This is a genomic window from Novosphingobium sediminicola, assembly GCF_014196525.1.
GTDB lineage: Bacteria > Pseudomonadota > Alphaproteobacteria > Sphingomonadales > Sphingomonadaceae > Novosphingobium > Novosphingobium sediminicola.
This window is the reverse complement of record NZ_JACIDX010000004.1, coordinates 213,704-237,242: the sequence shown is the minus strand read 5'-3', so window position 1 is coordinate 237,242 and position 23,539 is coordinate 213,704. Positions and strand designations below refer to the sequence as shown.

The window sequence follows — 23,539 nt, the reverse complement described above, 5'->3', positions numbered from 1 at the left end:
ACTTACAAGCCCTGATCGTCGCCCGGCGGCACCAGCGCCAGCAACCCGCCGCGCGCCGAGGTGAATTCCTGCCACAGCGCGCGCGCCGCAGGCCTCACATCCCCACCGCGCTCATGCACGGCAAGCAGCGCGGCCACGCCCGGCTCCATAATCGCCACCAGATCGCCGATGGATTGTTCGATCAACCGCGCCCGGCGCGGATCGGCCCGGCGCAAACCGGCCGGAAAGGCCAGCAGCGCGGCCACTTCCTGAGCCGAATTTTCCCCCGCCAGCGCCCCGATCGCCCGCGCGGCCTCGCGCAGAGCGCCCCAGCGCATTCCCAAAGGATCGGCGCCCGGAGAATCGGTATCACCGGGCAAAGCCCCCGATGGGGCCGGAGCATCGGAAGAGAAAGGCGCAGGTTCCATGACTCCTACTTTATAGAAACCAGCTCTTGCCAAAAGCCTAATGCGCCAAAGTTTTTACCACGAAGCGAAAATCTCTGGCCATGGCGGTCAAGCGCTGCTAACCGCGCAATCAACTCGTGCGCATCCGTAGCTCAGCTGGATAGAGTACTGCCCTCCGAAGGCAGGGGTCACAGGTTCGAATCCTGTCGGGTGCACCATTTCCCCACAATCTGAAAAATGACACGCTTGCGCCCATGCTATGACTGCGTGGTGGGATTTCTGCGCCATTTCCCCTTGACCTTCCCATGATGGCAAGCCCCACATTCACGCCAGAACCTGTTTTCCAGCGTGAGCCATCAGCCATGAACAAGCCCCAAACCCAGCCCGCAACCGGCCCCATTCGGCGCCATATCGCCATTGAGGGCATGAATTGCGCTTCTTGTGTGGGGCGGGTGGAAAGGGCGCTGGGCAAGGTTGCCGGGGTGCGCTCGGTCAGCGTCAATCTGGCGACGGCGGGGGCCGATATTGTGGCCGATGCGGGGGTGGAGCATGGCACCATCGCCCGCGCGGTCGAAGAGGCGGGCTATCACATTCCCTCCGCCGCGTATGAACTGGCGATCGATGGGATGAGCTGCGCATCCTGCGTGGGCCGGGTCGAGCGGGCGCTGCTGGCCGTGCCGGGCGTTGCCGCGGCGGCGGTCAATCTGGCCACTGGGCGGGCGCAGGTGCGGGGCAGCGCGCCGGTCGAGGATCTGATCGCGGCGGTGGCCGGGGCGGGCTATCAGGCGCGCGCATATCGCGGCGCGGCGGCGCGCGACGAGGCGCAGGACCGCCGCGAGGCGGAAGCGCAGGAATTGAAACGCGATTTCCTGCTGGCTTTGGTGCTGGCCCTGCCGGTATTCGTGCTGGAAATGGGGTCGCATCTGATCCCTGGCATGCATGAGCTGATCCACCGCACCATCGGTATGCAGAACAGCTGGTATCTCCAATTTGCGCTGACCACGCTGGTGCTGGGTTTTCCGGGACGGCGTTTCTATCGCCATGGCATTCCGGCGCTGCTGCGGATGGCGCCCGATATGCATTCGCTGGTCGCGGTGGGCACGCTGGCGGCCTATGCCTATTCGCTCGTGGCCACTTTCGCGCCCGCGCTGCTGCCCCCCGGCACGGTGCATGTCTATTACGAGGCCGCCTCGGTCATCGTCGCGCTGATCCTGCTGGGCCGCATGCTGGAGGCGCGGGCCAAGGGGCGCACGTCCGAGGCGATCCAAAGGCTGGTGCGGCTTCAGTCCCGAACCGCGCGGGTGCGCGGCAGCGGGGAAGTGGCCATCGGGGATGTCATCGCGGGTGACATCATCGAAATCCGCCCCGGCGAGCGCATCCCCGTCGATGGCGAGGTGATCGAGGGCGAGAGTTTCGTCGATGAGGCGATGATCACCGGCGAGCCGATCCCGGTGGCCAAGACCATCGGCAGCGCGCTGGTCGGCGGCACGGTCAACCAGCAGGGCGCGCTGGCCTTTCGCGCTACGGCTGTGGGCGGCGATACGGTGCTCTCGCAAATCATCGCCATGGTCGAGGCGGCGCAAGGCTCCAAATTGCCGATTCAGGCGGTGGTGGACCGCATCACCTTGTGGTTCGTCCCGGCGGTGATGGCGGCTGCCGCGCTGACCTTTGCGGGCTGGCTGGCGTTTGGGCCGCCCCATGCTCTGGGGCTGGCGCTGGTCAATGCGGTGGCGGTGCTGATTATCGCCTGCCCCTGCGCGATGGGGCTGGCCACGCCCACGGCGATTATGGTCGGCACCGGGCGCGCGGCGGAAATGGGCGTGCTGTTTCGCCGGGGCGAGGCGCTGCAAATGCTGCGCGAGGCCAAAGTCATCGGACTGGACAAGACCGGCACGCTGACGCTGGGGCATCCGGCGCTGACCGACCTGCATCTGGCCGAAGGGTTCGAGAGGGGTTCGGTGCTGGACGCCATTGCGGCGGTTGAGGAACGCTCCGAACATCCCATCGCCCGCGCGATTGTCGAGGCCGCGCAGGCCGAAGGGCGCAGCCCCGGCGCGGCGGGCGATTTTGCCGCCATCCCCGGCATGGGTGCGCGGGGCGTGGTCGATGGCCATGATGTGGCCGTGGGCGCAGATCGCTATATGGAGAGTATGGGGCTGAACCTTGCGGGTTTTGCGCAAACGGCGGCGCGGCTGGGGGCAGAGGGCAAGACCCCGCTCTATGCCGCTATCGATGGCGCGCTGGCGGCGGTGCTGGCGGTGTCCGATCCGGTCAAGCCGGGGACGCCCGAGGCGATTGCTGCATTCCACGCGCTGGGGCTGAAAGTGGCGATGATTACTGGCGACAATCGCGCCACCGCCCATGCCATCGCCGCCCGTCTGGGCATTGACGAGGTGGTGGCGCAGGTCATGCCCGAGGGCAAGGTCGAGGCGGTGCGCCGGTTGCAGGAGCAATATGGCCGCCTTGCCTATGTGGGCGACGGGATCAACGATGCGCCCGCGTTGGCGCAGGCCGATGTGGGCATGGCGGTGGGCACGGGCACCGATATTGCCATTGAGGCCGCCGATGTTGTGCTGATGTCGGGTCATCTGGGCGCGGTGGGCGATGGCATCGCGCTGTCGCGCGCGACGATGGGGGTGATCGGGCAGAACCTGTTCTGGGCCTTTGCCTATAATGTTGCGCTGATCCCGGTGGCGGCGGGGGTGCTGTATCCGGTGCTCCTCTCGCCGGTGTTTGCCGCGGGGGCGATGGCGATGTCCTCGGTCTTTGTGCTGGGCAATTCGCTGCGCTTGCGGCAATTTCGCGCCACAGGAGGCGCGCGATGAACATTGGCGAGGCGGCAAAGGCATCGGGCGTTTCGGCCAAGATGATCCGCTATTACGAAACCACCGGTTTGATCCCCAAGGCCGAGCGGCGCACATCGGGATACCGCGATTATTCGCCCGCCGATGTCCACAATCTGCGCTTTATCCGCCGCGCGCGCGACATGGGCTTTGCCGTGGCTGAAATTCAGGAACTGCTGGGCCTGTGGCGCGACCGTTCGCGTCACAGCGCCGACGTCAAACGCATCGCGGCCGCCCACGTCGAGGAATTGAGCGCCCGCATCGCCGCAATGGAGGAAATGCGCAGCACGCTCCAGACGCTGATCGGATGCTGCGCGGGGGATGATCGGCCCGATTGCCCGATTCTCGCCGATCTGGAGGAGCCGGGGGTTGCGGTTCGCCCCGATGCGCAGGCCCGGCTGCGCGAGCGGGCGATAGCCAACCGGCGCGGATAGGGCGATTTCCTTTTCCCCTTGCTACCGCTACCATAGTTTAATAGAACTATGGTTCTAAAATAAGCCGAGGGGATGACATGGTTACGCGACGTTCTGCATTGGAAAGCCTTGCCACCGGAGCGATGGGGGCCGCGCTGCCCGCTGTTCCTGCCTTGGCCGCCCCGTCGATGACCAAACCGCGCCCCGCCAACATCGCCACCGGCCACGCCACCGGTCCTGAGGGAGAACGCCGCGCCGATCTTGGCAATGGCTGGTATCGCAATCCGATCATGCCGGGCGATTATCCCGATCCTTCGATCCTGAAGGATGGTGACGATTATTACATGACCCATTCCAGCTTCGAGGCCGCGCCGGGTCTGATCATCTGGCATTCGCGCGATCTGGTGAACTGGCGCCCGATGGGGCCTGCGCTGGAAAAGCCGCTGGGCACGGTGTTTGCCGTCGATATCGCCATGCATAATGGCCGTTACTATATCTACATCCCCTTCATGCACGCCCCATGGGCCAAGGATCTGCACAGTTTCGCCAATATCTATGTCATCCATGCCGACAGCATGGCGGGGCCGTGGAGCGATCCGGTCGATCTGAAAATCTATGGCCTGATCGATCCGGGTCATGTGGTGGGCGAGGATGGCAAGCGTTACCTGTACCTCTCGGGCGTGAACCGGGTGGCGCTGGCCGATGACGGCCTGTCCACCATCGGCCCGGTCGAACCGGCCTATGATGGCTGGCATTATCCCGAAGAATGGATCACCGAGGGCTATTCGCTGGAAGGGCCGAAATTGTTCCGGCGGGGCGAATGGTTCTACCTCGTCTCGGCGGTGGGCGGGACATCGGGTCCGGCCACCAGCCATATGGTGATTATCGCGCGGTCGAAATCGGCGAAGGGGCCTTGGGTCAATTGCCCGCATAATCCGATTGTCCGCACGCATAGCGACAAGGAAGCATGGTGGTCGCGCGGCCATGCCACGATGGTGGAGGGGCCGGGGGTCGAAGGGCCAAAGGGCGCTTGGTACATGGTCTATCACGGCTATGAAAAGGACTACCGCTCGCTGGGCCGCCAGACCTTGCTGGAGCCGATGACGTGGGATGCCGATGGCTGGCCGAGGGCGCTGGGGGGCGATCTGTCGCTGGCCATGCCGATGCCGACGGGGCGGACGGGAACGCATGGCGGCTTTACCCGCAGCGATGATTTCACGCGGCCCGCCTTTGGCACGCGCTGGAGCTTTTACGGCGCCGCGCCGGGCGAACAGCGCCGGGCCAAGGTCGGCGGCGGCGTGCTGGAGCTTGAGGCCAAGGGGACCAGCCCGGCCGATTGCTCGCCCCTGACCCAGACCGTGGGCGACCATGCCTATGAGATCAGCGTTAGCGTGGATGTGGAGGCGGGCGCGCAGGGCGGCTTGCTGTTGTTTTATGATGACCGGCTGTTTCTGGGCATGGGCATCGACGGGCAGAAGATGGTCACCTGGCGCGGCGGCCACGCCAGCTTTTGGCAGGAACCCGCGCCCAAGGTGGGCAAACTGCATCTGAAAATCGTCAATGACCGCCAGATCGTGACCTTTTACTACAGCCTCGACGGCAAGACATGGACCCGCCACGGCATCCGCAGCGAAGTCTCGGGCTATCAGGCCAATACGGTCGATGATCTCTCATCCCTGCGCCCCGCACTCTATGCCAGCGGCAAGGGGACGGTGCGGTTTATGGACTATCGCTTCCGCGCCCTGCCCTAGGGAGGCAATTCCTTCGCAGGCGTAATTCCCTCGCAGGCAAGGATCTGGTGCAGCGCCAGCCAGCGACCGCTGGCGCTTTGCCCTCTAATCCCCATAGACGCAAAAGAAGCGTGATGCGGGAGAAGAGAATGAAACGGAGCCTGTTTGGCGCGATGGTCAGCGTGTTGGCCATTACCGCGGCCAATGCTCTTGCCCAAACGGGCGAGGATTGGATCGCGCGCCTGCCGCAGGGGCCGGGCCGCGCCGAATTTGCTGCCAATTGCAGCAAATGCCACGCCATCGGCACCGTGACCGCCAAGCCCAAGAGCGCCGCCGACTGGGACGAAACGCTGGCCAAGATGAAGAAGCAGGGGTTGATTATCACCCCGGCGGATGAGGCGGCGGTGCGGTCCTACCTCCTCGCCCATTATCAGGCGAAAGAAAGCGCGATGGCCGCCCCGATGCCTGTTGCGCAGGGCGAGGCCAAGGTCAAGGCGCTCTATCCCCGGCCCAGCGGGGCGAACCAATGGCCAGCCTATGGCGGCGGCGGGGGCAATGGCAATTTCTCAGGCCTAACGCAGATCAACGCGAAGAATGTGGCCCGCCTGCAACCGGCATGGACCTTCCGCTATGGCACCGGCCCCAGCAAGGCGGGCGATCAGGGGCTGGATTCGCGCTTTGAAGTGACGCCGCTGCTGATCGGCGGGGTGATGTATATTTCCACCCCCGCCACGCCGCTGAAACCGGACCTGAAAGCCAGCATCACCGCCATCCGCCCCGAAACCGGCGAGGTGATCTGGAAATATGAAAGCCCCAAGGGCATCCACGGGCGCGGCATCGCCTATTGGCCCGGAGACGCCAAGACCGCCCCGCGCCTGATCTTCGGCACTGATGAGGGCTATCTGATGGCGGTGGACGTTACCACCGGCCAGCCCGCGCGCGGCTTTGGCCGGGGCGGGGTGATCGACGCCTATATCGGCGTGGCCTCGGAAATCGTGGGCGAATCGCGCCGGTCCACCTTCACCATCCCCAATCCGGTCACGATCTGGCGCGATCTTATCATCACCGGCGCGCGTCCGGGCGAGGGCGGCCCGCCTCAGCCGCGCGGCGACATCCGAGCCTTTGACGCGCGCACCGGGCGTCAGGTTTGGGCCTTCCACGTCATCCCCGAACCGGGCGAGGCCAATCATGACACTTGGGTGGGCGATGAATGGCGCGATACGTCGGGGGCCAATGTCTGGTCGACCATGGCGATCGACGAGGCGCGCGGCATCCTTTACGCCCCCACCGGCGACGCCAATTCAGGTGCCAAGGGGCCGCAGCTTTATTCCGACACTTTGCTGGCGTTGGACGCGGCCACGGGCAAGCTGCTGTGGCATCACCAATTGACGCACCATGACATCTGGGACTGGGATTCGCCCACGCCGCCGCTGCTGGCCGATGTGACGCAGGGGGGCAAATCGGTGCCTGCAGTAATGCTGACGGGCAAGCATGGGCTGTTCTTCATGTTCGACCGGGTGACGGGCGAGCCGCTCAATGGTTTCAATGAAAAGCCCACGCCCCGCGCCGATGAACCGACCGATGAAGTCTGGCCGACCCAGCCTTTCCCCGATGCGCCCGGCCCCATCGCGCGGATTACGATGAAGCGTGAGGAGATCCCCGATCTGCTCCCCGGCATGAAGGCCGCCTGCACCGATTTCTGGGACAAGAACGGCATCGTGGTGGGCGACCTCTATGCCCCGCGTCAGAGCAGCGCGCATGCCACGCTTACCTATCCCAGCCCGGTGGGCGGGCCGAACTGGGGCGGGGGCAGCTATTCCGCGCCGCTGGGATACTACTTCGTCAATGTTCAGAACCGACCCGTTTATCGCCCCAAGGTGGCGGGCGGGTCCGGCGTGGCGATGATGAACCGCAATGTGCCCGCCGGTCCTCCTCCTCCGCGCCCCACCGGCCCGCGCCCGCCGCAGGGCTTTACCTATCCCGCCAATGGCGTGAACCTGACCTGCGGCGCAACGCCTTGGGGCGAGCTGGTGGCGGTCGATGTGGCGAAGCGCAGCATCGCATGGCGCGTGCCTCTGGGCATTACCGAGGCGCTGGGCAAGGCTGGCCTCAACACCGGCGCGCCCAATATCGGCGGCAATATCGTCACGGCGGGCGGGCTGGTCTTTATTGGGGCGACCAACGACCACCGCTTCCGCGCCTTTGACGCCAAGACCGGCAAGCTGCTCTGGCAGAGCGTGCTGGAGGCCTCGGCCCATTCGACGCCGATCACCTATATGGGCGCGGATGGGAAACAATATGTCGTGGTGGCCGCGGGCGGCGGCACAGCGGTGGGCGGGCCAGAAATGTCCGACACGCTGGTGGCCTATCGCTTGCCGTAAGGGGGAGTACGGATGATGCGTAAGATGTTCTTGCTGGCGGGTTTGCTGCCCGCCGTGGCGCTGGCCCAAATACCGCCTGCCCAGTCGCCTGCCGCCCCGCCGCCGATGATGCCGCAATCGAGCGTCAACGATCCGTGGCCTGGGATGAAGAAGCTGCTGATTATCGCCGATGTCCAGACCGGATGGCATCACGATTCGATCAACCATGCGATGGGCGTGATCGAACAGATGGGGCGCGAGCATGGCGAATGGGCCACCGTGATCCGCACCGACAGCCAGCTTATCACCAAGGCCCCGATTGTCGGTCAAGGCACGCGCTATGCGGGCAAGCCGGTCAATGCGCGTAATCTCGATCAGTTCGACGCGGTCTTCTATCTGGGCAGCGGGGCAGGGGCCTTGAGCGATCAGCAGAAGGCCGATCTGCTATCTTTCGTGAAACAGGACGGCAAGGGCTTCATCGCAGGCCACGCCGCCACGGTCGCCTATTACGAATGGCCCGAATTCACCCAGATGATCGGCGCCTTTATGGAAAGCGAGTTTCGCGTCGATACGATGCAGATCATCAATGAGGACCCCACCTTTCCCGGCGCGGGCGTCTTTCCCAAGAGCTTTGCCTATACCGATCAGTTCCCGGTGATGCGCATGCCGTTTTCCAGCAAGGACGCGCATGTCATCCTGCGGCTGGACCCGAGCAAGATGACGCCGCAGCAGCGCAAGACCCGCGCCGACGATGATTTCCCGCTGGTCTGGGCCAAATCCTATGGCAAGGGCCGGGTCTATAATCTGACCATCGGCCATCAGGAACAGGTGTGGGACGACCCCAAATTCCGCGAGATGGCGCATCAGGGCATCCGCTGGGCACTTGGGCTGGTGGACGCGAAAGTGGACCCGCCCGCGCCGCCCGCGCTGCCCCGGTCCAAGGGCAAATAAACTCTCCTCCCGCGAGCGCCCGGCCCCAAAAGCCGGGCGTTTTGCTGTCCGCTGCCCGGTCCCCGCCTGTGCAGTCTCAGTCCAGAGATTGGGGCCTTCGCAGCTAGGGGCGCAGGGGACGGGCGGGCGTATGCCGGGATCATAATCCGGCAAAACAACCGGACATCAACAAGGGGGACAGGATGAAGATCGGGCAGACAGGCCGCGCGGCTTTTGGCATTTCCTATCTGGCGCTGGCCATGGCGGGCGCGGCGCATGCACAGGACATCACCGGACGCGGGGCCGCTGAATCCTCGATCAAACAGGATGCCGAAATCATCGTGACGGGCACCGCGATCAAGGGCGTGGCCCCGGTCGGCTCGGCCACGGTGACGATGGACCGCGCCAGCCTTGTGGCCAGCGGGGTGCGTGACACCGCGCAATTGATCGCGCAATTGCCGCAGGGCTCCAGCCTTGGCACCAGCCAGAATTCGACCGGCGGGCGGCAACAGGGCGTCAACCTGCGCGGCCTTGGCAACAATGCCACGTTGCTGCTGTTTGATGGCCATCGCTGGGCGCCGCAGGGGGTGATTTCGCAGATCCCCGATCCTTCGGTCATCCCCTTTGCCGCGATCGAGCGGGTTGAAGTCGTCACCGACGGCGCCTCGGCCATTTACGGGTCGGACGCGGTGGCGGGCGTGGTCAACTATGTGCTGCGCAAGGATTATGAAGGGCTGGAGATCACAGGCCGCTATAATCACACGCTCTATGACCAGCGTGCGTTTGAAGGTGTGCTGGGCCATCGGTGGAGCGAGGGTGGCTTCATGCTGGGCTTCAGCTATACCGACCGCGACCCGGTCAAGCGCGCCGCGCGCGATTATCTGCGCAATGATCTGCGCAGCTTTGGCGGCAATAACAACAATCTGATCGGCACCACGGTGTTTCCCGGAACGCCCGGCGCGCTGATCATCGGCAGCACGGTTTACGGCCTGCCCGCCACCAATGGCGCGGTGCCCTCCGCCGCGCAGGTGACGGCGCTGAAGGGCAATCCCACGCTGGCCGATCCGGCGGACATGTATGACTACTTTTCCAGCCGCAAACAGATCAGCGTGCTGCTCAAGGCCCATCAGACCATCGGCGCGGGCGAGCTGAGCGGCACGGTCAATTACAACCGCCGCGAAAATTCCGCCCGCGCGCAGGAGGCCCTGCCCAATATCTCGATCAACCTGACCCCCAGCAGCCCCTGGTATATCCCCGGCCTGACCACAGGCAACGAGACGCTGGTCTATAATCTGGGCCTCAATTACGCCAATTACGACCTGACCCAGCGCAACAAGGAGGAAACGTTCAACTCCACGCTGGAATATAAGACCCGCATCTTCAAGACCTTCGACTGGACGACCTATGCCTCCTACGGCTTCTCGTCCGGGTGCAACGTGTGTCAGCCCCAGGCCAACACCACCATCGCCGCCGCCATCGCCAATACGCCCAGCTATTATTCGACCTTCAACCCCTATCTGGCGGGGCAGCAGAGCGGGGCCGACATGCTGATCGGCGGTTTCCTGCAGGAGGCCAAATTCCGCACCGCCGATTTCGGCACCAAGATCAGCGGGGCGCTGTTTGATCTGCCCGCCGGATCGGTCAAGGTGGCCGTGGGCGGGGAATATACTGAATATTGGTTCTGGCTGTTGGCGCAAAACAAACTCAACCTGCAAAACGCATGGCAGGTGTCGCGCAGCACCAAGAGCGGGCGTCATGTCTCCTCGGCCTATGGCGAAGCGTTTATTCCGGTGTTCGGTTCGGCCAACCGCATCCCCGGCTTTGACCGGCTCGATCTGAGCGCGGCGGTGCGATGGGACAAATATTCCGATTTCGGCACTACGGCCAATCCCAAATTCGGGCTGAACTGGCAGCCGACGGGCGGGGTCAAGCTGCGCGGCAGTTGGGGCACATCCTTCCGTGCACCCACGCTGATCGAAAGCAATCCGGCCACCGTGGGCCAGACCAATCGCGCCTATATCGCCAATGGCGCCAATGATCCCTCGGTGCCCGTCACGCTGTCGAGCACGGGGCAGAGCGCGGTGCTGAACCGCACCGGAAATACGGCGGGGCTGAAGCCGGAATCGGCGACGGTCTGGTCGCTGGGGCTGGATCTGACGCCTTCGTTTACGCCCAATCTGAAATTCGGCGTCACCTATTACAACGTCAATTACAAGAACCGCATCGAGAGCCTGCCCAACCAGACGGCGACCAATGCGCTGGTCCTCTCCAGCCCGGCCAACCGCGAATTGTTCAAGGATTACTTCATCGTCGCGCCCCAGCCCAGCACCTGCGTCAACGGCAATTACGCGACCTATAATCCGGCCTATCTGCCCTTCCTGAACGACAAGAATGCGGTATTTACCCCCAGCACGATCAATGATTGCACGCTGACCGGGATCGTCAATGGCGGCACGCAGAACCTTGGCAATGTGAAGCAGAGCGGGCTGGACTTTACGCTGAACTATCGTCTGGAAACCAAGGCGGGCACCTTTGCCTTCGACGGCAGCTTTACCAAGATCCTGAACCTGCAAAAGAGCCTGACGCCGACCGGGGCGTTGTTCAATGCGCTCGATACGTTCGGTTTTCAGGTGTCCTCGCGCGGGCGGGCCTCGGTGTCCTGGCGCAAGGATGGGTTTAACGCCAATGTCGCGGCCAATTATGTCGGCTCCTATCTCAACAATGCCACGATCACCGTGGCGGGCGTGAAGCTGCCCGATACGCAGATCCCGGCTTGGACCACGTTCGACGGCAATCTGGGCTATGAATTTGGCGAGAACCATCGCTGGCTGAGCGGCACGCGGCTGGCGCTGGGGGTGCAGAACCTGACCGACAAGGTCCCGCCCATTGTGCTGTCGGGCACCAATGCGGTGGATACCAACAACCACAATGTCTGGGGCCGCATCTGGACCTTTGAAATCAGCCACAAGTTTTGAGCACGGCAATAATCCACCCTTGGCCCCGACAGCCTGTCTGTCGGGGCTATTTTGTGTACCAATGTGAACACAGATTGTCAGGAGGCTCGGCCTGCGTTAGGCTGAGACCACAGAGGATAGAGGCAAAAATGCCGGAAAATTGCGGGAGAAATGCCATGCGTTCATGGTCCACCGACACCCATGCCGAAGTGAACCATCTGGTTTACTGGCGTGAGGCGATCTGTGAGGCGATCTTTGAACTGGACTTTACCAGCAAGGATGAGGGCGTGGCGGCCAGCATGCAGCAGCATGACCTTGGCCCGCTTAAACTGAGCACCATTTCCATCGGCAGCGCTCATAGCGTGGTGCGCTCGCAAGGCGCGGCGGCGCGTGAACGCCAGCCCCATCTCAACCTCAACTGGATCCGCAGCGGCGCATGGCAGGTCGATCATTATGGCCGCCGGGTCGATCTGGGGCCGGGCGACATGGTGCTGCTCGACAATCGCCAGCCCTACAGCGTGACGGCCGAGCATGGGTCGGAGCATATCGTGGCGCGCCTGCCGATCGAATGGGTGCGCTGCTGGCTGCCCTCGCCCGAGGCGGCGGTGGCGCGGCCAGTGCGCGCGGGCGATCCGTGGCATGCCGTGCTGGAGGCGACCCTGACCGAGGCGATCCGCGATGATCGCGGCGATGAGGCATGGCGCAGGCTTTGCACGCAACAGATCGGCGGGGCGCTGGCGCTGATGCTGGGGGCCAATGAGAGCCGCCTGTCGAACCACACGCGCCAGCTTTACCGCCGCATCCGCACCGCGATCCAGAACCGCTTTTTCGAGCACGAGCTGGACGCCGCCTGTGTCGCCGCCGAGGTGGCGATCTCGCCGCGTTATCTGCACAAAATTCTCGCGCAGGAGGGCACGACCTATGTGCAGGAACTGTTTGCGGTGCGTCTGCAACATGCTTGCGCCTTGCTGAAAGACCCGCGTTTTGCCGAATTGTCAGTGTCGGAAATCGGCTGGCGTTCGGGCTTTTGCGACCCCAGCCATTTTTCCCGCCGCTTCAAGGCCCATGTCGGCCAGACGCCGGGGCAATGGCGCCATGCGCAACCCTTGCACTGAGAACCAAGCAATTGTTCGCACACAAGCAGCGCCGCCGCCCCGCCTTGTTGATAGACCGGGCATCAACAAGGCAAGCATAAAGGGGAGACCATGGCGCTCAAAGGTCGCGCATTCATCATCATGTGGCATGACATCACGGCGCAGGGCGATGATGATTACCACCAGTGGCACACGCATCAGCATATGCCCGAGCGACTGGACCACGCCGGGTTTCGCCGCTCGCGCCGGGGGGTGAACCGGGGGCTGGATCGCCAGACCTATTTCACCCTGTATGAAGGGGCTGATCTGGCCGGTTTCGTGGCCGATGATTATGCCCACAGCCTGAATTTCCCCACCGAATGGACCCAGTCCATCGCGCCCCATTTCCGCAATTTCCTGCGCATGGCGTGTGAAGTGCTGGAAACCGGCGGGCGCGGGGTGGGGGGGGCGCTGGTGTCGCTGCGCCTGCGCCTGCCCGCCGGGATGGATGAGGATGCGGGGCATCGCGCGCTGGCTCCCGCGCTGGCCGCGATTAATGCCATGCCGCAGGTGACATCGGTGCATCTGGCCGCCGCCCGGCCCGATTTTTCCGAAATCCGCACCTCCGAAACCGAATTGCGCCCGCCGATGAGCGAGCCGCCCTTTGATCTGGTCATCCTGGCCGAATGCATGGGACTGGCCGAGGCGAGCGCGGCGCAGGGCGCCATGGTGGCTGCGGTTGAACAGGCCGGTTTTGCCGAGCCTTTGGCGCAGGCCTATGATGTGGCCTACACGCTGGAAAAGCGGGACGCGCAATGAAGGCGCAGGTGGGGAAACCGACCCGCAAGCGTTACGCGATGCTGGCGCTGGTCGCCTTGGCCACCGCGCTCAATTATCTCGACCGCACGCTGATGGGCGTGGCCGCCCCCGCCATGAGCCGCGAGCTGGGGTTGGGGCCGGAGATGATGGGCGTGGTCTTTGCCGCCTTTTCGTGGAGTTATGCGCTGGCGCAGGTGCCGGGGGGAATCTTCCTCGACCGCTTCGGCACCCGGCTGACCTATGCGCTATCGCTCTCTATCTGGTCGGCCTGCACGGTGATGCAGGGCATGGTGCGCGGCGGCTGGGCGCTGATCGCGGTGCGCCTTGGGCTGGGCGCGGCCGAGGCGCCGTGCTTTCCCGCCAACAGCCGCGTGCTGATCGCATGGTTCCCGCGCGGCGAGCGGGCGCGGGCCAATTCGATCTATTCGGTCGGCATGTATTTCGGCATCGCCTTTTGCAGCCCGGTCCTGTTCTGGATGGCCAGCCATTGGGGCTGGCGCGCCTTGTTCTGGATCGTGGGCGGGATCGGGATCGGTTATGGGCTGGTATGGCACCGGCTCTATCGCGATCCGGCGGAGCATCCGGGCGTGAACGAGGCCGAACTGGCCCTGATTCAGGCCGATGGCGGGGCCACCCAATCCGAACCCCCGCGCCCCTTCCGCTGGAGCGATGTCGCCTATCTGCTGCGCCAGCGCAGCATCATCGGCGCCTCGATCGGCCAATTTGCCACCAATTCCACTTTGGTCTTTTTCCTCACCTGGTTTCCCACCTATCTGGCCAGCGAGCGGCATATGGATTGGCTGAAAGCGGGCGTTTACGCGATGGTGCCCTTTATGGCGGCCTCGCTGGGCGTGCTGGCCGGGGGGCAGGCTTCGGACCGGCTGCTGCGTGGCGGTGTCTCGCTGGCGGCGGCGCGCAAGGCGCCGGTGATTACCGGGCTGATGCTCTCTACCCTCATCATTCTGGCCATCTGGCTGGAAAGCGACGCCGCCGTGATTGCGGTGATGAGCATCGCCTTTTTCGGGCAGGGCATGTCCAATCTGGGCTGGACTTTGGTGTCGGAAATCGCGCCCACGCGACTGGCGGGGCTGACGGGGGGGCTGTTCAACCTTTGCACCAATCTGGCCGGGATCGTTACGCCGATCATCATCGGCATGACGGTGGGGCGGACGGGGTCCTTCTTCATCGGCCTGATCTTTATCGGGGCGATGGCCTGTCTTGGCGCGGCCTCCTATGCCTTTGTCGTCAATCGGGTCGAGCGCCTGCCCAATCCGGCCTGAACCTCTTTCCATCGGGGCCGGACAGTTTTTGAATGGGGCGCGCGCGTGAATTTCCCCTAAGACCCGTGGCGGGATCATAGGCAGGGAGAAACCCATGCGCGTGCTGGTGGGCGAGGATGACGGGCAATTGGCCAATGAACTGGCCCATGTGCTGCGCGCCGATAATTTCGTGGTCGATGTGGCCGATAATGGCGTCGACATCGGCCATCTGGGCAGCACCGAGCATTATGATGCGGTGGTGCTCGATCTCGGCCTGCCGGGCGAGGATGGGCTGAGCGTATTGGAAAAGTGGCGCGCGGACGCCTGCGCGGTGCCGGTGCTGGTGCTGACGGCGCGCTCTACATGGTCGGACAAGGCGGCCGGGTTTCAGGCCGGGGCCGATGATTATCTGACCAAGCCCTTCCTGCCCGAAGAGGTGGTGACGCGGCTGCGCGCTCTCATCCGCCGTTCGCAGGGCCATGCCTCCTCGCGCATCCGCTGCGGCGCGCTGGTCTATGACACGCATAGCGGGGCCTTCACCTTTCATGGGCAGCAATGCCGCCTGACCGCCTTTGAGGCGCGGGTGCTCTCCTCGCTGATCCTGCGCAAAAATCTGGTGGTGCCGCGCATGGAACTGGCCGAACATGTCTATGAATTCGACGCCGAGGTGAATTTCCAGTCGTTGGAGGTCATCATCGGGCGCATCCGGCGCAAGATCGGCAATGAGATGATCGAAACCGTGCGCGGGCTGGGCTATCGGCTGGTGGGCGCCGATCAGTGAAATCCAGCCTGTCGCTGCGCGCGCGTTTCATCATTGCCGCGGGCGTGATGATCGTGGTGGTGATTGCGCTGACGCTGCTGGTCAACCGGGCGATCCTGTCGAATACGGTTACGCAGAATCTGGACGCGCGCATCGATACCCAGATCGACCTGCTGCAAAATGCGATCCGGCCCGATGGGCGGGTCGAAAACGCCAATCTGCGCCTGTTGCCCCATTTCCAGAACGCGCCCCTGCAATGGGGATGGCGGGTGGAATCGGACGGGGCGCTTCAGGCCTATGGCGCGGTGCTCGATCCGGGGCGGGTGGTGTGGAAATCGGGCGATGGCGCGGCGATCCACACCGGCACCATCTATACTGGCATCGGCCGTTCGCGCGCCGGGGTGGAGATGCATGTGCGGCGCAAGGATGTGGTGCTGCACAATCACCTCTATCGCATCACCGTTTTCGCGCCCCGGCAATTGGTGGTCGAGGCGATGGATGCCGCGATCACCCCGACTCAGGTGGCGCTGGCGCTGATGAGCGTGGCGCTGCTGGTGGTGGCCTATCTGCAATTGTTCTACAGCCTGAAGCCAGTGTTCCGCCTGCGCGATGCGGTGGGGCTGGTGCGCGAGGGGCGTTTGCGCCGCCTGCCGGGGGGGCAGCCGCGCGAACTGGCGCCCTTTGCGGCGGAATTGAACGCGCTGCTCGATCAGAACGAGGCGGGGCTGGAACATGCCCGCCACCATGTCGGCAATCTGGCGCATGGGCTGAAAACGCCTTTGGCCACGCTGACGCTGAAATTGGCGCGCGAGGGGGCGAGCGCGGAGAGCCGCGCGCTGGTGGCCGAAATGGCGCGAAGGATCGACCATCACCTGAATCGCGCAAGGGCGGCGGCGCGCTCAACCGGCGATCGCGCCAGCGCCGATCTGGGCGCGGTGGCGCGCGTGTTGAGCGATGCGCTGCACCATCTGCACGAGGGCAAGGCGATTGCCGTGGAGGACAGCGCGGCGCAAATGCTGGCGGTGGACCCGGAGGATCTGGACGAGATGCTGGGCAATCTGCTCGACAATGCCTGCCGCTTTTCCCGCGCCCATGTGCGTCTGAGTGCGCAGGTGCAGGGGGCAATGGTGGCGGTGATGGTCGAGGATGACGGGCCGGGCATTCCGCCCGAGGCCATCGCGCAGGCCCTGACGCTGGGCACCCGGCTGGATGAAAGCGGGCAGGGCTATGGGCTGGGTCTGGGCATCGTGGGTGAGCTGGCGCAGCTCTATGGCGGCCATCTGGCGCTGGAGCCTTCGGAGCGGATGGGTGGCCTGCGCGCGGTACTGACCCTGCCGCGCCGGATATAATCGCGCGTTTCCAAAGGTTTTTCGTAAAAATTCGCGGGCTCCCCCGCCATTTGGGTTCGGTTTGGCCCCTTGCGCTAATCCCCTTTTCACCAACCGGCCGCGCATCGCGCAGGTACGTGAAAAGGGAGAGATATGGGATTTCGCGCAATTATGGCGGCCGCCTTGCTGGCCGGCTGCGTTGGGGCCGGGCCGGTCATGGCCGCCGACGCCAATGTCCCCGTACCCTTTGAGCCGATGAATCCGGGCGGCCATATCGACCATCTGGGCGAGGCGCGCCGTCTGGCCGCCGCGATTGTTGCCGCCGATGGAACCAGCCCCAAATCGGTGGTCGATGTCGGATCGTTCACCGGCGAATTTCTCGAAGCCTTCATGGCGCAATTCCCGCAGGCCCATGGCCAGTGGACCGAGCCGGTCGATAATAACCAGATCAACGCCCAGCATCGCTTTGCCCGCTATGGCGACCGGTTGTCCTATCGCATCGGCTGCGCTTCGCGCGATCTTTCGCTGGGTTGCGTGCCCGATGGGGTCGATGTGCTGCTGTCCTCATGGCTGACCATCCATCAGAATCTCGACGGCATCCGCGCCTTTCACAAGCGCGCCTATGCGATGCTGCCATCGGGGGGCTGGATCGCGGTGATCGACCACACCCGCGCCGATCCGCGCTGGGCCGCGCGTCTTGGCAAGGCGCGCGAGACGATGATTGCGCTGGACCTGGCCGCCAAGCAGGAAGGCCCGCCGGTCCACCATCCCGATTTCATCACGCCCAGCCTGGAAGAACAGATCGCCGCCATGCGCGAGGCCGGTTTCGGCTCGGTGCGCGTGGTGTGGAGCCGATTGGACACCGTGCTGATGATGGCGCGCAAAGACTGATTTTACAGAATAAACAAGGAAGGGGAGAGATATGAATTCCACGATCAGAAGCACGCTGACGGCAAGCGCCGCGCTGGCGGTGCTGACGCTGGCCATGCCCGCGATGGCCGCTGAACAGAACACCGGCGCGCAGAACACCGACGAAATCATCGTCACCGCCCAGAAAACCGCCAGCGTGGCCTCGAAAGTGCCGATCGCGCTCAGCGTCTTTTCCGGCGAGCAGCTGAAGGAAAAGGGTGTCACCAATGTGTCCAACCTGTCGGCGGTGACGCCGGGGCTGGAAATCGGTTCGGCTGCCCATGGCGTGTCGATCTCGGTGCGCGGCGTGACAACCACCGACATCACATCCAAGGGCGAACAGGATATCGTCTTCAGCACCGATGGCATCCCGGTGGGCCGCCCGCAATTGATGGGGCTGGCCTTCTTCGATCTGGACCGGGTCGAGGTGCTGCGCGGGCCGCAGGGCACGCTTTATGGCAAGAGTGCGACCGGCGGCGCGATCAATGTGATTACCGCCAAGCCCACGCATGATTTCGCCGCCTCGGCCTCGGCTGAGCTGGGCAATTATAACACGCGCCGGTTTGACGCGATGGTCAACCTGCCCGTCACCGACAGCTTCGCCCTGCGCGCCGCCGTCACCTCGAACAGCCGCGAAGGGTTCATCCAGCCGGTGCTGGGCACGAACACCTTTGCCGGCTCGATGCGTCAGGCCCCGCTGGGCGCGGAAAACAACTGGGCCGCGCGCATCACCGGTAAGTATGATTTCGGCAACAATGGTTCGCTGGTGCTGACCGGCACGTTCGGTCATGTCGGCGGGGCGGACAGCAGCGGCACGGTGATCTATTCGCGCGTGACGCAGGCCTCGGGCGCGGACCGGTTCAAGGTCTATTACAATCCCTTTGCCGGATCGCAGGGGGCCAATGACAATTTCGCGGGCGTGAATGCGGAACTCGGCTTTGACCTTGGCCCGGTGCGCGTGACCTATGACGGCGCGCATATGTGGTGGCATGGCGAGGATAACACCGACCCCTCGGTCAATGGCTCGGCGGATTCGGGGGCCTATAGCTGGACGCAATATTCCTCGCATCTGACCACCGACAGCCATGAATTGCGCCTGTCGAACGCCACGCCGGGGCGGCTGGACTATGTGCTGGGCGCCAATTACATCCACGAATATAACAATGAGTCTGACCTCAACTGGCAGACGCAGGCCACCGCCACCTGTGTGGCCCAGCCCAGCACGACCGGCTGCAACGCCCCCAATCCGCATATTGTGGGCCCCAATATCCACACGTCCAAGGGCGTGTTCGGCCAGATCAACTATCATGTGAATGACAAGTTGAAGCTGACCTTTGGCGGGCGTTATTCCAAGGACGATATGGCGCGCTATGCGCTGCTCTCGGCCGGGCCTGCGCCTGCTGGTGGCTGGTTGACGGCAACCGGTGCCCCTTGCGCCCCGCCCGCGCCCTGCGTCAGCACGGCCCAGTCGCAGCCCGACACCGGCGTCAATTCGACCAGCGCGTTCACATGGCGCGTGGGCGCCGATTATCAGATCACCCCGCGTATGATGGTCTATGCCTCGGTGGCCACCGGCTATAAGGGCGGCGGCTTCAACGACATCGATCCCACCGCCACCACCAAGACCACCGGCACCTATGGCGCCGAGCGCGTGACCGCCTATGAGGCCGGGTTCAAGGGCCGGATCACCCCCACGCTCAGCTATAATACCAGCGCTTATTATTACGATTATTCGAAATATCAGCTGACCGGCGCGACCTTCCTGGCGCTGACCAGCATCGGGGCGGTGGGCGTGGTGATCTATACCTCGCTGGCGCCGGCCACGATGTATGGCTGGGAAAACGAGCTGACCTGGAAACCGAGCGCGAATGACACGTTCAACCTCTCGCTCAGCCTGGAAAAGGCCAAGTTCAACAATGGGCCGGATGCCGCCCGTGTGGGCTTTGTGTTTTCCAATCAGGTCAACTGGGGCGGACGTTCGCTGGATCGCGTGCCGGGCGTTTCGGGCACGGTGGCCTATGACCACAAGTTCCAATTGGCCGATGGCGGCTTCATCAAGGCGGGTTTCAACACCAAGTTTTCCGATGGCTACTGGCTGAGCGATCTGGGCGGCACGGGCAATCCGTTTACCGGCGCCTATACCGCGCTGCCCCAGCAATATCGCCAGCGCGCCTATACGCGCACCGATCTGACGCTGGGCTACACTGCCAACGGCGGCAAGTTCTCGCTCGATGCCTATGTGCGCAATCTGGAAAACAAGGTGCAGTTGCAAAGCGCGCCCACCACGCCGCAGCCGGGCTGGGGCGCCGATGGCCAGTGGGTCCGCGTGAACCTGCCGCGCACCTTTGGCGTGCGGGCCACGGTCCGGTTCTGAACCCTTGCCTCCTAGGCCGCCTCGCATGGTCATCTGCACCGCGCGGGGCGGCCCTTTTTTCCTGCCGAACGGATCTGCTCGAACATGAAACCCATTCACCGCATTCTGGCGATCATCGTGGCCCCGCTGATGCTGTTCATCGCCGCCACGGGCAGCCTGATGGAAATCCTCGATCTGGGGGCGGTGGCGGGCGGCGCGCCCGAAACCGATGTCACGATGCAGTCGATCAACGAGGGCAAATTCGGCAATGGCCCGTATAATGCGGTGATCGCGCGGGATTTTGGCGGCGACGCTTTGCCGGTGGGGCTGGATATTCCCCGCGCCTTTGCCACGGTTCAGGCCGGATTGGCGCGCCAGATGCCGGGGCGCGATCCCGATGCCATCGACCTGCGCGTGGATAATGGTCGCGTGATCGGTCAGGGGCAATATGGCAAGGTATGGAAGGCGGTCGATGCGTTGAGCGGCACCGATGCCGCGCCCATCGACATGAAGCCCTTCAACCCGCCCCCTTCGCTGCGCCAGATGATGAAGGAATGGCACCGTTTCTGGGGCCCTTCGGTCAAGATCGGCCATGGCGACAAGCCCGCAGTCTATATCGAGCTGGCCGCCGGTATCGCGCTTTGCGTGCTGATCTATACCGGGCTGACCTATTACATCCGCCTGTATCGGCAAAGGCGCAAGATCAAGCGGCCCAATCCTTTCTGGATGGCGGGGGGCAAGTGGCGCGCGCTGCACCGGGTGATCGCTACGGGATCGGGTGTTTTTGTCATCGTGATGGCGGTGTCGGGCACGCTGATCGGGTTTGAAAGCACATGGCACACATTCGTGCCCCGCCCGCCGCGCCATGAAACCGCACCTTTGCCCGCCGCCGCCGTGCAACCGATGCTGGCGGCCACGCTGACGGCTTTTGCCAAGGGCGAGCCGGGGGTGGCGATGCGCTCGATCCGCCTGCGCGACTATTACGGCTATCGTCAGGGCGTGATTGTCACACGTGAAACAGTCACCCGCCAGATCGTCTATGACACCGCCACGGGCCGTCCGCAGGATCTGGAAGAGCCCGGCTATCCCAGCAGCCAGTTTCCCTTCGGCATGGATATGCATGAGGCGATCAAGCATTTCCATTCGGGCTATATGTTTGGAATCCCGGCGCGTTTGATGGCGCTGATCTCGGGCTTTGCGCTGATCTATCTCTCGATTTCGGGGGTATGGATGTATTTTGAAATGTGGTTGCGGCGGCGCGGTGGCGGTCGGCCCGGCTTTTTCTGGAAAGGTTGAGGATCATGCAGATCAAGGCTCTGGCTTTGGCTCTTCTGGGCGCCGCTTCGATGGCGGGGGCGCAGGAAACTGCCTCCACCGCGATGCCCGATGATATGCCGCCCCCGCCGATGGCCGCCATGCTGCGCCCGCCGCGCCCCGACAGCGCCCGCCCGCCCGAACCCCCGCGTGAGAATATTGCCGCGCCCTCGCGCGCGGTGGCGTTGATCGCGGCGGAGGCGGCGCTGGCCCAATGCGCGCGTGATGCGCATGAGGTGGGCGTCGCGGTGTCGGATGCGGGCGGGCATCTGTTGCTGGGCATGACGATGGATGGGGCGCGGCCGGGACGGATTTACTCCGGATCGCGCAAGAATGCCGCCGCTGTTGCCTTTGCCATGCCGACTTCGGCGGTGCAGGCCCGCCTGCAACAGGGCGATGCGGCGATGGCGGCGCGGGTAAAGCCATGGATGGTGGTGTTTCCTGGCGCGGTGCCGCTGATGGCGGGCGACAGGCTGGTGGGCGCGATCGGCGTCAGCGGTGCGACCGCGCAGCAGGATGAGGTTTGCGCGGCCGCAGGCGCGGCGGCGGTGAAGGGGCGGTTGTGAGAAGGTTCTTTACGCTGATCGCCGCGCTCTGGGCCATGCCCGTCGCGGCGCAGGATATGAGCGATTGTGCGGCGCTGGCGGCGACGGCCTTGCCCGATGCGGTGGGTCTTACCGCGCAGGCGGTCGATCCGGGCGCTTTTGCCCTGCCGCCGCGCGCATCTTCGGGCATGAGCATCACCGGCGAGGTGCCCTCGGCCCCCAATCCCGGTTTTTGCCGCATCCGCGCCACGCTCAAACCTTCCGCCGTTTCGGCCATCCGGGTCGAGGTCTGGCTGCCCCTGCGCGGGTGGAACGGCAAGATGATCGGGGTGGGCAATTTCGGCTGGGGCGGCGATCTGCCCTATGCCAATATGCTGGCGGGCCTGTCGCGTGGCTATGCGGTGGCGGGCAATGATACCGGGCATGAGGGGGGCGAGGGAGGAGAGTTTCTCCTCGGCAAGCCTGAGGTGCTGGTCGATTATGCATGGCGGGCCAACCATCTGATGACGGTGATGGCCAAGGATCTGATCACGCGGGCCTATGGCAAGGGGCCTGCGCGGGCCTATTGGATCGGCTGCTCGCTGGGCGGCCTTCAGGGGCTGATCGAGGCGCGGCGCTTCCCGCAGGATTATGACGGCGTGGTGGCGGGCGCGCCGCCCAATCCGCTCACCCTATTCAATGCCGCGCAATTGTGGCCGAACTGGCTGATCGCGCAGGACCCCCGGCGAGCGCTGACGCCGCAAAAGCTGGCCGCGCTGCATGGCGCGGTGCTGCGGGCCTGCGCGAAGGAGGCGGGCGCGCTCTATGGCTATGTTGAGGATCCGGCGCATTGTGCGTTCGATCCGAGCGTCATCGCGTGCAAAAAGGGCGATCGCGCCGATTGCCTCACCGCGCGGCAGGTGGATTTCGTGCGCATGGTCTATCGCGGGCCGGTGGAGCCGAAAACGGGCAAGGTGATCTTTCCCGGCCCGGCGCGGGGTTCGGAGATGGAATGGAGCCCCTTCATCAACGGGCGCGAATTCATCAATGCGGCCGATCTGTTCCGCTATGCCGCCTTTCAAAATCCGGCGTGGCGGGCCTCCGCGATGGATTGGGCGCGGGACGTAAAGGCCGCCTCGGACCGACTGGCCCCGCTGATCCATGTCGATGATGATTTCACCGCATTTGCTGCGCGCGGGGGACGGTTGCTGCTCTATGTCGGAGGCAATGATTATCACAATCCGGCCGAGCTGGCCGATTACCTCAAGCGTATCCATTCCCACCTGGGCGAAAAGGCGGATCATTATGCGCGGATGTTCGTGATCCCCGGCATGGGCCATTGCGCCGGGTCGGATGGCTGCGATGCATGGGACAAGGTTGATGCCATTGACGCATGGGTCGACCGTAAGGCAGGCCGCGCCCCGCGCGAAGTCAACCGACATGGGCGCACCCAGCCCTTGTGTTACTATCCCGATGTGCCGACCTATCGCGGGGCGGGGGATCTGGCGGTTTCGGCTTCCTACCAATGCGCCGTGCCAAAGAATTGATCGCCCTTTGCCCCCGCGCCGGGGCATGATCGCGCAA

17 protein-coding genes and 1 tRNA gene are annotated in these 23,539 nt (G+C 64.2%); 17 read left to right on the top strand and 1 reads right to left on the bottom strand.

Features of this window, described 5'->3' with window-relative positions:
- Nucleotides 1–2 precede the first annotated feature (2 nt).
- The gene (locus GGR38_RS06900; RefSeq protein WP_183623953.1) at nucleotides 3–407 is read right to left on the bottom strand and encodes a hypothetical protein; all 405 of its coding nucleotides are present in this window, start codon (nucleotides 405–407) and stop codon (nucleotides 3–5) included.
- Nucleotides 408–527: 120 nt separating this feature from the next.
- Here GGR38_RS06900 and GGR38_RS06895 point away from each other — a divergent pair.
- The 17 genes from GGR38_RS06895 (at nucleotide 528) to GGR38_RS06815 (ending at nucleotide 23,502) form a co-directional block, all read left to right on the top strand.
- Nucleotides 528–604: transfer RNA gene (locus GGR38_RS06895), tRNA-Arg, on the top strand.
- Nucleotides 605–748: 144 nt separating this feature from the next.
- Nucleotides 749–3,211 (top strand): heavy metal translocating P-type ATPase, encoded by a 2,463-nt coding sequence (locus tag GGR38_RS06890; RefSeq protein WP_183623951.1) that lies wholly within the window; start codon nucleotides 749–751, stop codon nucleotides 3,209–3,211.
- Nucleotides 3,208–3,663, top strand: a complete 456-nt coding sequence (gene cueR / locus GGR38_RS06885) for a Cu(I)-responsive transcriptional regulator (protein WP_183623949.1) — start codon at nucleotides 3,208–3,210, stop codon at nucleotides 3,661–3,663. Before GGR38_RS06890 ends, cueR begins: the two co-directional genes overlap by 4 nt.
- Nucleotides 3,664–3,740: 77 nt before the next feature.
- The gene (locus GGR38_RS06880; RefSeq protein ID WP_183623947.1) at nucleotides 3,741–5,393 is read left to right on the top strand and encodes a family 43 glycosylhydrolase; all 1,653 of its coding nucleotides are present in this window, start codon (nucleotides 3,741–3,743) and stop codon (nucleotides 5,391–5,393) included.
- A 128-nt stretch (nucleotides 5,394–5,521) separates the two neighbouring features.
- Complete coding sequence (locus GGR38_RS06875; protein ID WP_183623945.1) at nucleotides 5,522–7,753, top strand: outer membrane protein assembly factor BamB family protein; 2,232 nt, start codon at nucleotides 5,522–5,524, stop codon at nucleotides 7,751–7,753.
- A 15-nt stretch (nucleotides 7,754–7,768) separates the two neighbouring features.
- Nucleotides 7,769–8,683: a ThuA domain-containing protein gene (locus tag GGR38_RS06870; RefSeq protein ID WP_183623943.1), complete on the top strand. Its 915-nt coding sequence runs from the start codon at nucleotides 7,769–7,771 to the stop codon at nucleotides 8,681–8,683.
- A gap of 182 nt (nucleotides 8,684–8,865) precedes the next feature.
- Nucleotides 8,866–11,637 carry a TonB-dependent receptor plug domain-containing protein gene (locus tag GGR38_RS06865; protein ID WP_183623941.1) on the top strand — a complete coding sequence of 924 codons (2,772 nt, stop codon included), beginning with the start codon at nucleotides 8,866–8,868 and terminating at the stop codon, nucleotides 11,635–11,637.
- Between the two features lie 155 nt (nucleotides 11,638–11,792).
- Nucleotides 11,793–12,731 carry a helix-turn-helix domain-containing protein gene (locus GGR38_RS06860; RefSeq protein ID WP_183623939.1) on the top strand — a complete coding sequence of 313 codons (939 nt, stop codon included), beginning with the start codon at nucleotides 11,793–11,795 and terminating at the stop codon, nucleotides 12,729–12,731.
- 90 nt (nucleotides 12,732–12,821) lie between these two features.
- Nucleotides 12,822–13,508 (top strand): hypothetical protein, encoded by a 687-nt coding sequence (locus GGR38_RS06855; protein ID WP_183623937.1) that lies wholly within the window; start codon nucleotides 12,822–12,824, stop codon nucleotides 13,506–13,508.
- 8 nt (nucleotides 13,509–13,516) lie between these two features.
- Entirely contained in the window at nucleotides 13,517–14,788 is a 1,272-nt protein-coding gene (locus tag GGR38_RS06850) for an MFS transporter (RefSeq protein ID WP_221227028.1), read from the top strand.
- 94 nt (nucleotides 14,789–14,882) lie between these two features.
- Nucleotides 14,883–15,548 (top strand): response regulator transcription factor, encoded by a 666-nt coding sequence (locus GGR38_RS06845; RefSeq protein WP_183623933.1) that lies wholly within the window; start codon nucleotides 14,883–14,885, stop codon nucleotides 15,546–15,548.
- Complete coding sequence (locus GGR38_RS24540; RefSeq protein WP_183623931.1) at nucleotides 15,545–16,876, top strand: ATP-binding protein; 1,332 nt, start codon at nucleotides 15,545–15,547, stop codon at nucleotides 16,874–16,876. The genes GGR38_RS06845 and GGR38_RS24540 overlap by 4 nt, the downstream gene beginning before the upstream one ends.
- A gap of 132 nt (nucleotides 16,877–17,008) precedes the next feature.
- The gene (locus GGR38_RS06835) at nucleotides 17,009–17,746 is read left to right on the top strand and encodes a class I SAM-dependent methyltransferase (RefSeq protein ID WP_183623929.1); all 738 of its coding nucleotides are present in this window, start codon (nucleotides 17,009–17,011) and stop codon (nucleotides 17,744–17,746) included.
- Nucleotides 17,747–17,777: 31 nt separating this feature from the next.
- Entirely contained in the window at nucleotides 17,778–20,138 is a 2,361-nt protein-coding gene (locus tag GGR38_RS06830) for a TonB-dependent receptor (protein WP_183623927.1), read from the top strand.
- A gap of 84 nt (nucleotides 20,139–20,222) precedes the next feature.
- A complete protein-coding gene (locus GGR38_RS06825) occupies nucleotides 20,223–21,413 on the top strand; it encodes a PepSY-associated TM helix domain-containing protein (protein WP_183623925.1) in 1,191 nt (396 codons plus the stop codon).
- A 5-nt stretch (nucleotides 21,414–21,418) separates the two neighbouring features.
- The gene (locus tag GGR38_RS06820) at nucleotides 21,419–21,997 is read left to right on the top strand and encodes a GlcG/HbpS family heme-binding protein (protein ID WP_183623923.1); all 579 of its coding nucleotides are present in this window, start codon (nucleotides 21,419–21,421) and stop codon (nucleotides 21,995–21,997) included.
- Nucleotides 21,994–23,502 (top strand): tannase/feruloyl esterase family alpha/beta hydrolase, encoded by a 1,509-nt coding sequence (locus GGR38_RS06815; protein WP_183623921.1) that lies wholly within the window; start codon nucleotides 21,994–21,996, stop codon nucleotides 23,500–23,502. Before GGR38_RS06820 ends, GGR38_RS06815 begins: the two co-directional genes overlap by 4 nt.
- Nucleotides 23,503–23,539 lie beyond the last annotated feature (37 nt).

Bases quoted from the DNA above. Each gene is read 5' to 3' on its own strand.
- GGR38_RS06860 (WP_183623939.1), top strand. From the start codon at position 11,793: ATGCGTTCATGGTCCACCGACACCCATGCCGAAGTGAACCATCTGGTT.
- GGR38_RS06900 (WP_183623953.1), bottom strand. From the start codon at position 407: ATGGAACCTGCGCCTTTCTCTTCCGATGCTCCGGCCCCATCGGGGGCT.
- GGR38_RS06870 (WP_183623943.1), top strand. From the start codon at position 7,769: ATGCGTAAGATGTTCTTGCTGGCGGGTTTGCTGCCCGCCGTGGCGCTG.
- GGR38_RS06845 (WP_183623933.1), top strand. From the start codon at position 14,883: ATGCGCGTGCTGGTGGGCGAGGATGACGGGCAATTGGCCAATGAACTG.
- GGR38_RS06875 (WP_183623945.1), top strand. From the start codon at position 5,522: ATGAAACGGAGCCTGTTTGGCGCGATGGTCAGCGTGTTGGCCATTACC.
- GGR38_RS06820 (WP_183623923.1), top strand. From the start codon at position 21,419: ATGCAGATCAAGGCTCTGGCTTTGGCTCTTCTGGGCGCCGCTTCGATG.
- GGR38_RS06830 (WP_183623927.1), top strand. From the start codon at position 17,778: ATGAATTCCACGATCAGAAGCACGCTGACGGCAAGCGCCGCGCTGGCG.
- GGR38_RS06880 (WP_183623947.1), top strand. From the start codon at position 3,741: ATGGTTACGCGACGTTCTGCATTGGAAAGCCTTGCCACCGGAGCGATG.
- cueR (WP_183623949.1), top strand. From the start codon at position 3,208: ATGAACATTGGCGAGGCGGCAAAGGCATCGGGCGTTTCGGCCAAGATG.
- GGR38_RS06835 (WP_183623929.1), top strand. From the start codon at position 17,009: ATGGGATTTCGCGCAATTATGGCGGCCGCCTTGCTGGCCGGCTGCGTT.
- GGR38_RS06890 (WP_183623951.1), top strand. From the start codon at position 749: ATGAACAAGCCCCAAACCCAGCCCGCAACCGGCCCCATTCGGCGCCAT.
- GGR38_RS06865 (WP_183623941.1), top strand. From the start codon at position 8,866: ATGAAGATCGGGCAGACAGGCCGCGCGGCTTTTGGCATTTCCTATCTG.
- GGR38_RS06855 (WP_183623937.1), top strand. From the start codon at position 12,822: ATGGCGCTCAAAGGTCGCGCATTCATCATCATGTGGCATGACATCACG.
- GGR38_RS06825 (WP_183623925.1), top strand. From the start codon at position 20,223: ATGAAACCCATTCACCGCATTCTGGCGATCATCGTGGCCCCGCTGATG.